Origin of the sequence: Paenibacillus sabuli (assembly GCF_014705605.1) — a bacterium.
GTDB classification, from domain to species: Bacteria; Bacillota; Bacilli; order Paenibacillales; family Paenibacillaceae; genus Paenibacillus_D; species Paenibacillus_D sabuli.
Window position 1 is genome coordinate 81,288 of the sequence record NZ_JACXIZ010000015.1, and the last position, 13,523, is coordinate 94,810.

Annotated in this window: 15 protein-coding genes; 8 read left to right on the plus strand and 7 right to left on the minus strand. The window is 61.1% G+C overall.

What is annotated here, in order from left to right:
• Positions 1–38 precede the first annotated feature (38 nt).
• Positions 39–851, plus strand: a complete 813-nt coding sequence (locus IDH44_RS09155) for a GNAT family N-acetyltransferase (RefSeq protein WP_317890142.1) — start codon at positions 39–41, stop codon at positions 849–851.
• 29 nt (positions 852–880) lie between these two features.
• Here IDH44_RS09155 and IDH44_RS09160 read toward each other — a convergent pair whose 3' ends face one another.
• A complete protein-coding gene (locus IDH44_RS09160; RefSeq protein ID WP_190916892.1) occupies positions 881–1,297 on the minus strand; it encodes a hypothetical protein in 417 nt (138 codons plus the stop codon).
• A gap of 138 nt (positions 1,298–1,435) precedes the next feature.
• Between IDH44_RS09160 and IDH44_RS09165 the strand changes: the two genes are divergently transcribed.
• The 4 genes from IDH44_RS09165 to IDH44_RS09180 all read left to right on the plus strand — a co-directional run bounded on the left by IDH44_RS09165 (position 1,436) and on the right by IDH44_RS09180 (position 5,547).
• Positions 1,436–2,167 carry a DUF421 domain-containing protein gene (locus IDH44_RS09165; RefSeq protein ID WP_190916894.1) on the plus strand — a complete coding sequence of 244 codons (732 nt, stop codon included), beginning with the start codon at positions 1,436–1,438 and terminating at the stop codon, positions 2,165–2,167.
• A 62-nt stretch (positions 2,168–2,229) separates the two neighbouring features.
• Positions 2,230–3,165, plus strand: coding sequence for a phosphotransferase family protein (locus IDH44_RS09170; protein ID WP_190916896.1), 936 nt, complete (start codon positions 2,230–2,232; stop codon positions 3,163–3,165).
• Positions 3,166–3,183: 18 nt separating this feature from the next.
• Positions 3,184–3,933, plus strand: a complete 750-nt coding sequence (locus IDH44_RS09175; protein WP_190916898.1) for a class I SAM-dependent methyltransferase — start codon at positions 3,184–3,186, stop codon at positions 3,931–3,933.
• A gap of 72 nt (positions 3,934–4,005) precedes the next feature.
• On the plus strand, positions 4,006–5,547 hold the full coding sequence (locus IDH44_RS09180; protein ID WP_190916900.1) for a hypothetical protein: 1,542 nt from the start codon (positions 4,006–4,008) through the stop codon (positions 5,545–5,547).
• A 303-nt stretch (positions 5,548–5,850) separates the two neighbouring features.
• Here the strand turns inward: IDH44_RS09180 and ssuE are convergent, their stop codons facing one another.
• On the minus strand, positions 5,851–6,396 hold the full coding sequence (ssuE, locus tag IDH44_RS09185; RefSeq protein ID WP_190916902.1) for an NADPH-dependent FMN reductase: 546 nt from the start codon (positions 6,394–6,396) through the stop codon (positions 5,851–5,853).
• Between the two features lie 200 nt (positions 6,397–6,596).
• Here ssuE and IDH44_RS09190 point away from each other — a divergent pair, with 200 nt between their 5' ends.
• On the plus strand, positions 6,597–6,896 hold the full coding sequence (locus IDH44_RS09190; RefSeq protein WP_190916904.1) for a hypothetical protein: 300 nt from the start codon (positions 6,597–6,599) through the stop codon (positions 6,894–6,896).
• 141 nt (positions 6,897–7,037) lie between these two features.
• On the opposite strand, the gene IDH44_RS09195 is transcribed toward IDH44_RS09190, so the two are convergent.
• Positions 7,038–7,439, minus strand: a complete 402-nt coding sequence (locus tag IDH44_RS09195; RefSeq protein ID WP_190916905.1) for a VOC family protein — start codon at positions 7,437–7,439, stop codon at positions 7,038–7,040.
• Between the two features lie 165 nt (positions 7,440–7,604).
• On the opposite strand from IDH44_RS09195, the gene IDH44_RS09200 reads away from it, so the two are divergent.
• Both IDH44_RS09200 and IDH44_RS09205 read left to right on the plus strand, forming a co-directional pair.
• Complete coding sequence (locus IDH44_RS09200; RefSeq protein WP_190916907.1) at positions 7,605–8,633, plus strand: LacI family DNA-binding transcriptional regulator; 1,029 nt, start codon at positions 7,605–7,607, stop codon at positions 8,631–8,633.
• Between the two features lie 743 nt (positions 8,634–9,376).
• Positions 9,377–10,321 (plus strand): dihydrodipicolinate synthase family protein, encoded by a 945-nt coding sequence (locus tag IDH44_RS09205; protein WP_190916909.1) that lies wholly within the window; start codon positions 9,377–9,379, stop codon positions 10,319–10,321.
• Between the two features lie 64 nt (positions 10,322–10,385).
• Here IDH44_RS09205 and IDH44_RS09210 read toward each other — a convergent pair whose 3' ends face one another.
• Genes IDH44_RS09210 through IDH44_RS09225 form a run of 4 tightly spaced genes read right to left on the minus strand, consistent with a single transcriptional unit; the run spans position 10,386 to position 13,375 of the window.
• The gene (locus tag IDH44_RS09210; RefSeq protein ID WP_190916911.1) at positions 10,386–11,198 is read right to left on the minus strand and encodes a hypothetical protein; all 813 of its coding nucleotides are present in this window, start codon (positions 11,196–11,198) and stop codon (positions 10,386–10,388) included.
• Positions 11,191–11,901 carry a fluoroquinolone export ABC transporter permease subunit gene (locus tag IDH44_RS09215; protein ID WP_190916913.1) on the minus strand — a complete coding sequence of 237 codons (711 nt, stop codon included), beginning with the start codon at positions 11,899–11,901 and terminating at the stop codon, positions 11,191–11,193. Before IDH44_RS09215 ends, IDH44_RS09210 begins: the two co-directional genes overlap by 8 nt.
• The gene (locus IDH44_RS09220; RefSeq protein WP_223869509.1) at positions 11,898–12,761 is read right to left on the minus strand and encodes an ABC transporter ATP-binding protein; all 864 of its coding nucleotides are present in this window, start codon (positions 12,759–12,761) and stop codon (positions 11,898–11,900) included. The genes IDH44_RS09215 and IDH44_RS09220 overlap by 4 nt, the downstream gene beginning before the upstream one ends.
• Positions 12,758–13,375 (minus strand): TetR/AcrR family transcriptional regulator, encoded by a 618-nt coding sequence (locus IDH44_RS09225; protein WP_190916915.1) that lies wholly within the window; start codon positions 13,373–13,375, stop codon positions 12,758–12,760. The genes IDH44_RS09220 and IDH44_RS09225 overlap by 4 nt, the downstream gene beginning before the upstream one ends.
• Between the last annotated feature and the right edge of the window lie 148 nt (positions 13,376–13,523).

The following is a 13,523-nucleotide window of genomic DNA, read 5'->3' on the forward strand; positions in this document are numbered from 1 at the left end:
TTCGATGGTAGGATTAAACAAAAGGGAGCGTGATGGAGATGCAATTGGCAACGGCGGAGACGATCGCCGCAATCGAGCGCTCGGAGGTCGATTATACCGAGGATCGGCTGCTGGCGATGCAAGAGCGCGAAGGCAATCCGGAGGGCATCGAACTCAGACGCTTCGGCTCGGCATTGTGCCTGTATAGCCGAACGATGCCGTGGCCGGGCTTCAATACGGTCAAGGGACTGTCTTCGGACGACGCAGGCGAGCTTGACGCCATCCTCGATTTTTATGCCGCCCGCGGTCGCAAGGTCCAATTCGAGCTCGTGCCTTCCCGTGTGGACGCGCCGCTCTTGGAGGCGCTTGGGGACAGAGGCTTTATTCCGTCCGGGCATCACACCTCGATGGCCGGGCCGCCGATCGAGCAGCCGCTTCAACTGCCGCCAGGCGTAGTGATTCGTCAAGCGGGCGCAGGCGACTATGACGCCTATGCCGCGATTCATTGCGCGGCCTTCGGGCTGCCCGCGAGCGGCATCGCGCCTGTCGCGGCGAACAATGCCGTGCTGCACGGCCGCGCCGGCTGGAGCGTCTGGCTGGCTGAGGTGTCGGGCGAACCTGCGGCGGCAGCGGTCCTGTATGAGCATGGCGGCGTCGCCTCGCTCACCTTTGCCGGGACGATGCCGGCTTATCGGGGCAGGGGCTTGCACGGCCTGCTGTTGCGGCACCGTCTGAACAGGGCGGCAAGCAGCGGCTGCAGCCTCGTCGCCGGACAATGCGCTTTTTTGTCGGCCAGCCACCGCAATATGGAGCGGGCCGGGCTGCAGGTGGCCTATGTCCGCTCGACATGGATGCGGCGTCCGGAGCGCTGAACGCGTGTCCAGCGTGACCGAGCGCCGCTTCAATGCAGGCGATCCGTCAGTTGCGCTAGCTTCTCCCATGTTTTCAATGCTTTCGATTGATCCAGCACGGCCGTTTTCATCTCCAGCTCGTAAAGCGTGTCTTCAAATTTGTGATCCAAGGAGACGGGATGATTTAATTTCACATATTGAAAATCATCGTCGATCCGACTTAACAGTTCTTCCGTTTCGTCCCAACGCGCTTGTTGGATGGTGTAGCGGAGCTCAGATACGTGGCGATCCAAGCGATCGACATCCGGCACTCCACAAGCTGCGGTGCCTGCGAGTAACAGCCATACAATAAAGCTAAGCGACAAGCGCATTTCAATGAGCGGCGCACTGGGCGGCGCGCGTATACGTTTGTACATGGGCGTGCCTAAAGCGGAAGCCGGTTGAATTTTGCTGCCGCAATGGTGCAATGGTCATTTTTCTACCTCCCGAATCGCATTTTTTATAGCATTTGAATTCCGTTCCCCGCCTATTCACGGATTAGCATAAGCACGCTGCATACTCGCAACTGTGATTTGGCATCCTTTGCATAAAAGGAGGGCGAAGGAATGAGTGTTGTTTATCAGTTTGTATGCACGCCAATCGCCGTTTTTTTGGCAGGGTATCTGCTTTTGCGGTTGCTTGGAAAAAAAGCCGTCGCCGAAATGACCAGTTTTGAGCTGCTCATTGTTTTAATTTTGGGGAATTCCATATCCGAACCGATCGTCACGAAACGATTGGAGGTCGCCATCTGGTACTCCTTTGCCGTCGTGCTTGTTTATTTGGTTCTGCTTCGACTGGAACTCGTGAAACCTTTTAAAAAATGGCTTTCCTCGAGCCCAACCGTGCTCATACGAGGGGGAGATATTGATGAGCAGGGCTTAAAGCATGCGAAATTGTCGGTGGAGCAGTTGATTCAACAGCTGCGAATCAAAGGATATGAAAACTGCGCGGATATTTCGCTTTGCTTGATGGAGGGCTCGGGGCATATCAGCGTCATCCCAAAAGCGGCGAAACGTCCGGTTCAGCCTGCCGATTTGCAGCTGTCTCCACCCCCGACGTTCATCCCCGTCCCGCTCATCATCGACGGATCATTGGTTGAACAAAATCTGCAGTATTTGCACAAAACCAAAAACTGGCTGGCCCAACAGCTGCAGGCGCATGGCCACACGATTCAAAATATGAGCGGAATTACGCTGGCTACATACAATCAAGATGGCAATCTGAATCTGGATACGACCGCCCTGTCGCAAATCGGCGGCGCAGCGAACTATAAGCCGGGCGATGATAACCGCGAGTAGGGAAGGAACAAAAACAAAGAGCGACCGAGACGGCCGCCCTTGCAATGAAGGGAGACAGACACATGAACCCGGCTGATCATGCGATTCCAAGCGCGAACGAGCTGACCGCTGCGATCCCGGAATTGGCAGATTGTGTGGCGATCGAGCCGATTGACAAGGGGTATTCGGGCGATATCAAGCTCCGCGCGACGCTGGTTGACGGCAGCTCGTACCTGCTGCGCCTGTTCGACCGTCAGACGCTGCCGTCACGCGCGGCGGAATTCGAGCTGCTGCGGACGCTGGAGGGCAAGGACGTGCGCTGCTCGCGGCCGGTGCGGCTGGGCGCTTTTGAGCAAGGGGACAACGGCTACATGCTCCTGCGCTATATCGAAGGCAGAGACGGCGAGGCGCAGATCGGCGCGTACCCGCCTCTGACCCAATACCGCATCGGCTGCGAGGCGGGCGAGCAGCTGCGACTGATGCACAGCATCGGCGCGCCCGCCGACGTGCCGGGCTGGGCGCAGCGCAAAATCGCCAAGCATCGTTCGTATGCGGAGCGCTATCGCAGGCTCGGGGTACGGTTCGCAGGCGGCGAGCGCGTGCTCGACTGGATTGCAACGAATTTGGATGCCATGGACGGCAGCGCCAACGTTTTTCAGCACGACGATTTTCATTTGAACAACCTGATTTTACGCAATGGGAAATTAGCCGGTGTTATCGATTTTGAACGCTACGACTGGGGCGATCCGGCGCATGATTTTCTGAAGCTCGGCTTTTTTTGCCGCCAACTGAGCGTGCCTTATGCGGTGGGCCAGATTCGAGGCTATTTTTACGGAGGCGAACCTGACGCGCTTTTTTGGCGGCGGTACGCCTTGTATGTCGCGATGTGCACGATCTCGTCGGCCGTCTGGACGGCCGAGACGGTGCCGGGCGAGCTGGATGCGATGCTGGAGCGCATCGGCGGCGTGATGGACGATCACGACGGCTTCGAGCGCGTGCGGCCGAGGTGGTACGCTTGACGGACTGGGGGATCAATCATGAAACAAAATCAATACGACGACGCTTCTTTTTTTAAGGCGTATAGCCAAATGCCGCGCTCGGTGCAAGGCTTGGAGGGCGCGGGCGAATGGCCGGTGCTGCGCGGCATGCTGCCCGAGCTCGCGGGCAAGCGCGTGCTGGATCTGGGTTGCGGCTTCGGCTGGCATAGCCGCTATGCAGCGGAGCAAGGCGCCGCCCGCGTGCTCGGCCTCGATCTGTCGGAGCGCATGCTTGAGCGGGCGCGGGCCGAGTGTGACGACTCGCGCATCGAGTATCGCTTGGGCGCGATTGAAGACATAGGTGCGATCGAAGATCTGGACGGCGGAGAAGCGGCATTCGATGTTGTGCTGAGCTCGCTGGCGTTGCATTATGTCGAGGATTATGGAGCCGTATGCGCGCGCGTCCAGCGCTGCCTGGCTCCCGGCGGACGCTTCGTGCTGTCCGTGGAGCATCCGATCTTCACCGCGCGGGCTGCGCAGGATTGGCATTACGGCCCGCAGGGCGAGCGGCTGCATTGGCCGGTCGACGAGTACCAGACGCAGGGCAGTCGGGAGACGTCTTTCCTCGGCTCGCACGTGGTCAAGTACCACCGCACCGTGGCGGCGTACATGAACCTGCTGCTGCAGGCGGGCTTTGCCGTGCGCGAGGTCGCGGAGCCGGCACCCGCCGCGCATCTGATGGACGTGCCGGGCATGCGGGACGAGCTGCGCCGGCCGATGTTTCTGATCATCGCCGCCGATCGCGTTTGAAATCCTCCTTCCTCGGCTATATAGGATGAAGAGTGCATCCCGACGGGTCCGATGCCGAGAGGAGGAGCAAGCATGAATCACTTGCAAAAAGAGCAGTTGATCGCCGAATTCGACTGGGCGGAGCAGTTCGCCGCCGAGACGCTGCGCCTGCCGGCCGAGCTGGAGGCGATCGAGCGCGGCGATCGCAAGGCCGATCTGGACGAGCTGGAGTGGCTGCTGGCTGGGGTGCGCAGTAAGCTGGAAGCCTACGGGAGAGCGTATCCCGCGGACACTTTTTCCAGGCAGCTGGGCGACGCCTTCCGGGCCCGGCTGGAGCGGCTGCAAGCGAGCATCCAAGCCGGCTGCCGCGCGCCGGAGGCGTGCGAGTGGAACCGATTCCTCGCGTTGAAATACGAGCTGCGCACCCTCTACAAGCAGCTCGGCGGCGTGCTGGCCGGCAGCGACTGGCAGACGCCGTGCGTCAAAACGAAGCCGCCTGAGCCGGGCGTGCCGGAGGAGAGCGGCTATGCGCAGTCCGAGCAAGGGACCTATACTCGCGCCTATGGCAGCGAAGTGGTGAAGGCGTACGAGCGACAGGTGCTGCAGGCCTACTACGATTGCCCGGGCGAGCAGGACCTGCCGTGCGCGGGATATACCGTATCTTCCGGTATGAAGGCGCTGGAGCTGGCGCTGCTCGGCTATCGCCGTTTCACCGGTCAGCAGGCGCCGTTTTACTGGCAGGAGGGCTTCTACGGAGAAGGTGTCGAGCTGACGGAGCTGCTGCTGGATCGGCCGCAATGTCTTGCCTCTGCCGAGCTGATTGCCCGGATCGAAGCGGGCGAGCGGATCGGCGGTCTGCTGGTGGACCCCGGGATGAGCTATCCGGTGCGGCCGCCGGTCCCCCTCGAGCGGCTCATGCAGGCGCTGGCGAACCATCGCCAGGCCGAGCCGATGTATGTGATCGTCGACCGCACGTTGACGAGTCTGGCCAACCCGCTGTTCGCCCGCTATGCGGCGGAGCTGCCGGAGCATATCGTACTGATCAGCGTCGAGAGCGGCATCAAGTATCTGCAGTACGGCTTCGATATGGCCAGCATCGGCTACCTGACTGTGACGGAGCGCGGGCTCAGGCAGTCGGAGCGCCGCGAAGCATGGGAGGCGCTGGCGGGCCTGCTCGGCGCCGGCGCCGAGCCAAGCGTCGTGCGCCAGCTGCCGCAGCCGGACTGGGCGCGCGTGGCAGCCAGGCTCGAACGCCTCGGACGCAATGCCTGGTGGGTCGATGCCTACTTGACGTATGCTCGCCGCTCGGGACGAATCGAAGCGTACGCGCGCACCGTCGATCCTTCGCCGCTGTACCGGATCGGCGAGACGCCCTGGATCGGGGCGGTGTTCTATATTCGGTTGCCGGGGCTGGAGCGGCAGGAGCAGGTGGAGCGCTGGGTCGACCGCACGACGGCCAGCGTGCCGGAGGAGGAGCATCTTGTCTCGGGCGGCAGCTTTGGCTTCGACACGTTCCGCATGAATGCGGTCAGCGGCGCGAACGGAGGCGAAGCGGCGCTGCGCATCTCGGTCGGCCGCGAGCCGCTCGGCCAGCTCCTACGGCTGCTGCATGCGCTGCACCGCCGCTTGCCTTAGCGGCGCGCCGAGACCGATCGCTAGCGGGCGGCTGCCTGGCGGAACTTCGAAATCATAGGCTTTTCTCCATCGCAATTTCGGACGCTTTGGCACTTTTTCACCACGTTGCCAGAGCCCGACGACATGCGCCCGGCATCTAGAGCCTGGAGTCTGTGTCAAAGGACAGATGCATACAGGTGCATGGCCTCTGTCCTCCTAAGTCGATGTTTTAACGGTCACCAGCGGTAGCGCACAAAATAACGAGTACAACGCCCCACAGGAGCTTCTTTGCGGCAAGCATAGCCTGTTCAGGCCGACGATCAATCAGAGCGTCAGATCTACGCGCAGCTCGGCGGCTACGTTATGCAGCGTCGTGTCGAGGCGTTCGATAATTTGCGAATCGTTGATGCTGAATTGCAGATCCTCGGTGCGGTCGACCTGAGTATCGAGCACGAAGACGCCGCTCAGAATTTTGCTGCCGCCCAGGGCGGAGAGCACCGGCTTGAGCGCGTAGTCGAGCATCAGATAGTGGCCGAATGTGCCGCCGAGTGCGAGCGGCAGGATGACCTTGCCCGCCAGTCCTTTTTGCGGCAGCAGATCGAGATAGGTCTTGATGGCGCCGGTAAAGGATGCCTTGTAGACCGGCGTGGCGACGATGACGGCATCGGCTTCTTCGACCAGCTTGTTGGCCGCAATGATGGCCGGATCGCCGAACTTGGCATGAATCAGCGCTTCCGCCGGCAGCTCGACGACAGTGATGCGCTCAGGGACGAATCCGGCGCGCTCCAGAAATTGCTCGGCGTATTGCACGATCCCGTTCAGCCGCGAGCTGGGGGACGGACTTCCCGAAATGATGACGACTTTACTCATGATATCCACTCCTTAAATGCATACTTTTCTTCCAACCCTTCTGATAGTATAACAGGCGGCTTGGACAGTGGGAACGCCGGATTGTCATGAATCCGCATACATGCATGCAAAACTTCCACAATTCTTGCTTGACTATCCATATCGCCACCAACCTTGCTATACTAAAGGGAAGGATGAAGAGGAGAGGAAGGGCGCCGGACATGGCAGAAGAAATAAACATAAGCGACAGGCAGCGAAAATTCATGTGCAAGTGGGCGGCCGTACGGAGCAAAGGAAAGCTGCGCTACATCCTGTCCCGCGGCTTGATCTTGGGCGCTCTGTTGTTTGGCATCTGGCTGATCGTCAACTATTATTTCGAAGATAAGGCGCGCTATGCGCTGTATCCGGGTCAATGGAACAGCTCGCATGTGATCTGGCTGGTTACGTACGTGGTCATTGGATTTTCCAGTTCGTTTTGGCGGTGGAAGGGAAAGGAAGACAAGTTCTATTATTATAGCTAGCGCCGATTATGATAGCCAGGGCGCCAATGCGGGTCCGTCATGCGCTGCATGACCGTTTAGGTCAAGGCGAAACGGTATTCCAGGCGAATCGGCTTACGCCGTCCTCCGGAGGCGACGCAAGCTGATTGCCTTTCCCGTCCGTTACGCTTTTTGCTCGGTTGTGATCATCCAGCCAATGCCGTACTTGTCCGTCAATTGTCCGATATACATGCCGAACGGCTGCAGCTCCAGCGGGAAGGTTACACGGCCGCCCTCGGCCAGGTTGGCGAAGGCACTGCGAGCCTCCTCAACGGCTGCAAATTCCACCGAAAGCACGAGGTTGCTGCCGCCCGATGTCGGCGCCATCGCGTCAGCCAGGAAGATGTAGTTGTCGCCGGCGACCCGGATGCACATATGCATGATTTTGTCTTTCATCTCGCTTTGTGCGCCCATCACCTCGCCGTGCGTCAGCACGGACACCGCCTCTCCGCCCAAGGCCTCGGTGTAGAAAACTCCCTGTTCCCTGGCAGCGCTTGACAGAATATACGGCTTCAGAATTGCCACGATGCATCCATCCTTCCATTAGTCGATTCTACCTTAGTCTAGCACAATGTCGGGCTGCGGACTTCTCACCGATTGCGAAGCTGCGAAGGGGTGGGCAACGGTCTGCTTTTTGGTATACTGGAAAGAATCGTACAGGCTAGTAGAACAGGAGGGGGACGGGCAGCTGTGGCCAGTATCAAAGAAATAGCCGCCGCCGCGGGCGTCTCGCCGGCAACGGCTTCGATTGTACTCAGCGGCAAAGCCGAGCAGTATCGGATATCCGCGGCAACGCGAACGAAAGTAACGGAGGCGGCGCGGCAGCTTAATTACCAGCCCAATATAGCGGCGCGCAGGCTGCGCAGCAGCGGCGAAGCGGCGCGGCCGATCATCGCGCTGTTCTGGGCGCTCGACGCGCGGGCGATGCTGATCGGCCGCTTTCTCAAGGGATTGCAGGAAGAGCTGCGTCGGACCGAGGCGGATTACGAGCTCATGGTTCAGCCATATGAAGGCACCAAGCTGGAGCAAGCCGCCTCGCTCATCACCGGGACGCGCTTCAACGGCGCAATCATCACCAACCTGACCGAGCAGGACCAGGCCTATCTGGAGCAAGCGGATATTCAGGTGCCGCTCGTGCTCTATTTGCGCGGGTCGAGGCGCTACTCCTGGGTCAATGTGGACAGCATGCGCGCGGGCGAGGCGGTCGCGCAACTGCTGGCAGGGCGCGGGCACCGGCGGGCGGGTCTGCTCGTGCCAGCCTTGTCCTCCTCGGCGCTGGAACAGCGGCGCGCGGGCTTCCTCGCCGCCGCCGCGCAATGCGGCATGGACGTGCCGGAGCACAGCATCGCGGCCGGAGATTATTCCGAATCGGGCGGCTATGAGGCGATGCTGCGCTTGCTGGACAGCGCCGATCAAGCGCCGACGGCGGTATTCGCGCTCAGCGATCAGATGGCGGTCGGCGCGCTGGCCGCGCTGCGCACGCGCGGCCTTCAGGTGCCGCAGCAGATCGAGCTCGTCGGGCATGACGACGATCAGGTCGCTTCCTTCACCGAGCCGCCGTTGACGACGGTCCATCTGCCGGTCGAGGAGATGGCGCAGCAGTGCCTGCAGCAGTTGCTTCATGTCATGAACCACCAGACACAGGCGCCGCTCACGCGCATGTTCGACAGCCGCATCGTCGTTCGCGGGTCTTGCGGAGGCACAGACTCGTCCCGATGACGTCGCGGCTTACGCTACAGCCATAGGCGGCGGCTGCACGCTACAACCTACATTACAGCCATATGCTATAGTCAATGCCGCAGCTATATGCTTAGCCATACGCCATAGCCATGTGCTCGGCCGATCCAGTGCCAGGGGCTATGGGGGGACTGGCGAGAGGCGGCACTTCAGCGCGGCGGACTGGCGCGGGCGGAAGAACCCGCGCTGACAGGAGAAGCAGTGCGGACGGAACCGCTGTAACGGTCACTAGCGACGCTTAGCGAGCGTTTGAGCCGGTTGGAAGGACCGGGAGCCTCGCTAAGCGTCTCTCAGTCCATTACAGCGAGGCGTTTGTTCAAACCCATTGCCTACATCGAGGATTCGATGCCGAGGTGTGGACCGTGTGAATCCCAAGGCATGCGCACGCAATCAGGAAGAGATTCGATCCAGTGAAGCAGCATGAATCAAGAGCTTGTGAATCCCTGTGATGAATGAGTCGGAGGCTTGTGAATTCCTGTGATGCATGAGTAAGAAACCTGTGAAATTGCTGTGATGCAGCCTTCAGCCTTGGGGTGCCACCGATTGCGGAATGGAGGCTAGCCTTGATTTGGGACTGGCAGCCGTGGCCGCCTCGTGGGCGTGTGCGAGCGTGCATGACTACGCGGTTGACGAAGAACAAGAAGCCGTTTATACTGCTATTAAAACGTTTTAGTAAATCGTTTCAGCAAAACATTTTAACAAAAATATCAAGGGAGCGGATGCACATGAAAGCAATAAACAACGGTGTGTGGCCGACAATGATTACACCTTTTGGGACGCAAGGGGAGCTTGATAAAAAGGTGCTGGCCCAGACTGTAGAGTGGTATATCGCGCGCGGGGTGGATGGTCTGTTCGCCGTCTGCCAATCCAGCGAAATGTTCTTTCTGAGCCTCGAAGAGCGGGTGAAGCTGGCTGCGCTGACGCGTCAATATTCCGATGGCCGCGTGCCGGTTATCGCCTCGGGCCATGTATCCGGACGCTTCGAGGATCAGGTGGAGGAGTTGCTCGCGCTGGCCGACACCGGCGTCGACGCACTGGTGCTGATTACGAATCGGCTGGCTGCGCTGGATGAGTCCGATTCGATCTGGCTGCGCAATCTGGAGCGTCTGCTGGCCGAGCTGCCGGCGCATATTGCGCTCGGTCTGTACGAATGTCCTTATCCTTACAAGCGGCTGCTCTCCTCGGATCTGCTGCGGGCTTGTGCGGATACGGGTCGCTTTCGCTTCCTCAAGGACACGAGCTGCGATGTCAGCCTGATCCGGGCCAAGCTGGAGGCGGTGGAAGGCACGGCGCTCAAAATTTTTAACGCCAACGCGGCGACGCTGCTGCCGTCGCTGCAGATGGGCGCGGCCGGTTACAGCGGCATCATGGCCAACTTCCATCCTGAACTATATGTCTGGCTGACGCGTCATTGGCAGGCCGAGCCCCGGCAAGCGGAGGAGCTGGCCGCGCTACTGAGCTTGACTGCGCTCATTGAGAAGCAGCTCTACCCGGTCAACGCCAAATACTTCCTGTCGCTGGAAGGCGTCTATAAGGAACTGGAAACGCGCGTCCAAGCGTCCGAAGCATTCTCGGCGACCGACCGGCTTGAGATCGAGCAATTGCGCCTGCTCGCGCAACGGGCGGCGCAGCAGCTCGGCATACAGACGGCACTGCCAGTGACCAAATAAGGCGTCCGAAGTCGACGCGAGCAAGCCATCCCTTGCCTGCGATGCACCATTAAATGCGCAAGCTTCACAGCTCCAGCTTGCGCTTGCAGCGCCGCAGCCAGAACCAGAGATGCCCGCCGTGGATTGCGACGGCGCAAAGCAGCCAGAGCGCCGTCCTCGCAGTCGCCGCGCTTCCGGTCGCCATGCTTCCAATCGTCGTGCTTCCGGTCGCCGCGCTTCCGGTCGCCATGCTTCCAATCACTGTGCTGCCGGCCGGCGCATGGTCCAGCACCAGCATGGCCGGCCAATAGCCGGGGAGGGGAGCGGCGAGCAGCTGCCAGGGCATCGGCACCCAGTAGGCAATCGGCGCAGCCAGTACCGTGAGCGAGACGAGCTTGGACAGCGCCAGCCCCTCCACCTTGTTCGCAGACAAGGCGACCAGCGCCATCGCATAGATCGGCGCCTGGGCCGCAAGCAGGACGAGCACGGCTCCAAGCCGCAGGTCCGGCGCGAACAGATTCGAGCCGACGAGAAACAGACCGCTCATCCCGAGGGCGATCGCGCTCGGCAGCAGCAGGCGGTAGCCCCAATAACCGGAGCTGCGCAGCGGGGTGACCGCATAGATGGCCAGCAGTCCGGCATCGCGCTCGTCGAGCACGAGCAGACCGGAGGCGATGCCGGCAAGCTGCGGCACGACGAGCATCGTCAATGCGGCCAGCAGGTCCGTGTATGCGGCCAGCTCCAGGCCGCTGCGCAGTGCGAGCCAGTCGCTCAGCGGCGGCCACCCCCAGCGCAATGCGGCGATGAGCAGTAGCGGCCCGAGCACGACGAGCAGCAGCATCGGATCGTGAACGAGACGGCGCAGATCCAGTCGCAGCAAGGCATTGAACCTATTCATGCGCGGCGCCCCCGTCATAGACCCGCACCGTGCGCCGCAGCAGCCACAGGACATGCCAGCTTGCCGCCCCGATCCAGATGGCGAGCAGCCCGATAGCACCGGCGGCATGCGCCCACTCGACACGCTCCTGGGCGCCGTCCAGCAGGAGGAGCGCGCCCGCGGTGGGCAGCAGCTGCAAGAGCGGGCTCTCCAGCCAGCCGACGTAGGCCAAGAGCGGCAGGGTGAAGGGGAGTGCGTACAGCTGCACCAGCAGCAGCAGGCCGTTGATTGTCCTGCAGCGCGCGGCGGCCGCCAGGCCGAGCAGGCTGAAGAACACCGAGCTGAGCGCCGTTCCCAAGGTGAACTGCAGCGGGGAGGCGGGCCAGCCTGCCGACGGCAGGTGAATGGTCCATGCAGCCGCCACGGACAGACAGCCGAGCGCAAGACAGCGCGCGAGCACGTATTCGGCCAGCCGCACAGGGGTGGCGAACAAGCCGTCCCATACGCCCTGATGGCGCTCCAGGAGCGTGATCGCGCCCGCCAGCAGCAATCCGATCGCCGCCGGGTCCGATAGCGTCAGCAGCACGAGCACGCGCTGCCGCCAGTCCTCCGGCAGCGCCGCCAGCAGCGCGATGTAGGCGGCGCAGACGGGAATATAGACGGCGTAGGCGCGATGCCGCCACAGATAACGCAGATCGAAGCGCACGAGCTGCCACAGCCTCATTGGATTACCCTCCCGGCAATGCTGCCAAAAACCTGCTCCAGCGTCGCTTCCTCCGTATGCATGGCCATGATGCGCCCGCTCTGCAGCAGCTGCTGAAAACGGGCGTTGGCGCCGATTCCGTCCAAAGCAAATCGCTCGACCTGACATGCGCCGTCCTCGGACTCGGCATGCTCCACCCGGAGTATCCGTTCGCCGTACCTTTGCATCACCGCCTGCGGGGTATCGATCAACTGCATGCGGCCGTCAACGAGAAAGCCGATCCGGTCGCAGAGCTGCACCGCGGCCTTCATGTTATGCGTCGTCAACACAATGGTCATGCCGGCCGCACGACGGCCCTCTAGCACCTGCCGCAACCGCTCTTCGCTCTTGGGATCAAGTCCCGAGGTCGGCTCGTCAAGCAGCAGCAGCTGCGGATCGCCGAGCAGTGCCCGGCATACGCCCAGACGCATCCGCATCCCTTTGGACAGCTGCTCGGCCTTCAGTTGTGCGGATTCTGCCAGGCCGAGCTCACGCAGCAGACGTTCCGGATCGGTCGCAGATGAGCTGTACAGGCGGCGAAAGTGGCGCAGGTTGTCGAGCGCGGTAAAACGCTCGTAAAAGCCTGGCGACTCAAAGCCGACGCCGATGCGTTCGTAAAAGCCGGGGCCCGCTGCCGCCGCTTCCCAACCCAGCACGTTTACTGTGCCTGTATAGCGCTTAAGTCGGCCGGTCAATACGTTCAGCAGGGTGCTCTTGCCCGACCCGGAAGGTCCGAGCAGGCCGAAGATTTCGCCCCGGGCAATGCGCAGGGTCAATCCACCCAGCGTGGGTTCGACGCGGCCGGCGTATTGGTAGGTCAGCTCGCGTGCTTCTACAATCATGGCGTACGCGCTCCTTCATTGCGCAACAGCCCATCCGATACGGAATCGATCAAGAGCTGCATCGTCGCTTCATACTGCAGCTCGCCGATCTCGACTTCGTGCAAGGCGAGCAGCAGCAGGGCGCGCATCGCGCTGACGATCAGCTCGCCGGGCGCCGGGCGCAGCACGCCGGCATCCTGCCAGCGTCCCAGCAGCGGCAGCAGGGCAATATTGTCCTGCTCTGCGTTGCGGGCGAGCCGCTCGGCCGGCAGCTTGCGCACGAGCGCAGCGAGCTGTGCGGCGTCGAGCGTCTGGCGAATGAAGGGACTCTCGCGCAACAATCGAAAGGCGTCCCGAAAAAACTGCCGGAACGACGCTGCCGTCGGCGGGGAGGCCTCGGCCAGACGATACAGCTGCTTGCGGATCCGGCGTTCTTCTTCCTCCAGCAATTCAAAATAGAGCGCCTCCTTCGACGGAAAAAAAGCGTAAAAGGTGCCGGCGGCAATAGCGGAAGCTTTGGCCAGCTCCGCCACATTCGTTTTTTGCAGCCCGTAACGGGCAAATTGCTCCCGCCCGGCCTGCATCAACTGGGCGCGAACGGTTTCACGCGTTTGCAAATCAAATTTTTTCGGCATCGGAGCGTTCCTCCAATATTATTTTATGAATATATGAATAATAACATTTATAATTCATAAAAAAAAAAACAAAAAAATCGCCGCAAGGCCGTGGGGGACGGCTGCGGCGTATATAGCGTGTTCGGTCACCTGCCCTAGCTGGAACGAG

Coding starts and splice junctions, on each gene's coding strand:
- IDH44_RS09155 (WP_317890142.1), top strand. CDS start 39: ATGCAATTGGCAACGGCGGAGACGATCGCCGCAATCGAGCGCTCGGAG.
- IDH44_RS09165 (WP_190916894.1), top strand. CDS start 1,436: ATGAGTGTTGTTTATCAGTTTGTATGCACGCCAATCGCCGTTTTTTTG.
- IDH44_RS09225 (WP_190916915.1), bottom strand. CDS start 13,375: ATGCCGAAAAAATTTGATTTGCAAACGCGTGAAACCGTTCGCGCCCAG.
- IDH44_RS09175 (WP_190916898.1), top strand. CDS start 3,184: ATGAAACAAAATCAATACGACGACGCTTCTTTTTTTAAGGCGTATAGC.
- IDH44_RS09180 (WP_190916900.1), top strand. CDS start 4,006: ATGAATCACTTGCAAAAAGAGCAGTTGATCGCCGAATTCGACTGGGCG.
- IDH44_RS09205 (WP_190916909.1), top strand. CDS start 9,377: ATGAAAGCAATAAACAACGGTGTGTGGCCGACAATGATTACACCTTTT.
- IDH44_RS09190 (WP_190916904.1), top strand. CDS start 6,597: ATGGCAGAAGAAATAAACATAAGCGACAGGCAGCGAAAATTCATGTGC.
- IDH44_RS09170 (WP_190916896.1), top strand. CDS start 2,230: ATGAACCCGGCTGATCATGCGATTCCAAGCGCGAACGAGCTGACCGCT.
- ssuE (WP_190916902.1), bottom strand. CDS start 6,396: ATGAGTAAAGTCGTCATCATTTCGGGAAGTCCGTCCCCCAGCTCGCGG.
- IDH44_RS09220 (WP_223869509.1), bottom strand. CDS start 12,761: ATGATTGTAGAAGCACGCGAGCTGACCTACCAATACGCCGGCCGCGTC.
- IDH44_RS09210 (WP_190916911.1), bottom strand. CDS start 11,198: ATGAATAGGTTCAATGCCTTGCTGCGACTGGATCTGCGCCGTCTCGTT.
- IDH44_RS09215 (WP_190916913.1), bottom strand. CDS start 11,901: ATGAGGCTGTGGCAGCTCGTGCGCTTCGATCTGCGTTATCTGTGGCGG.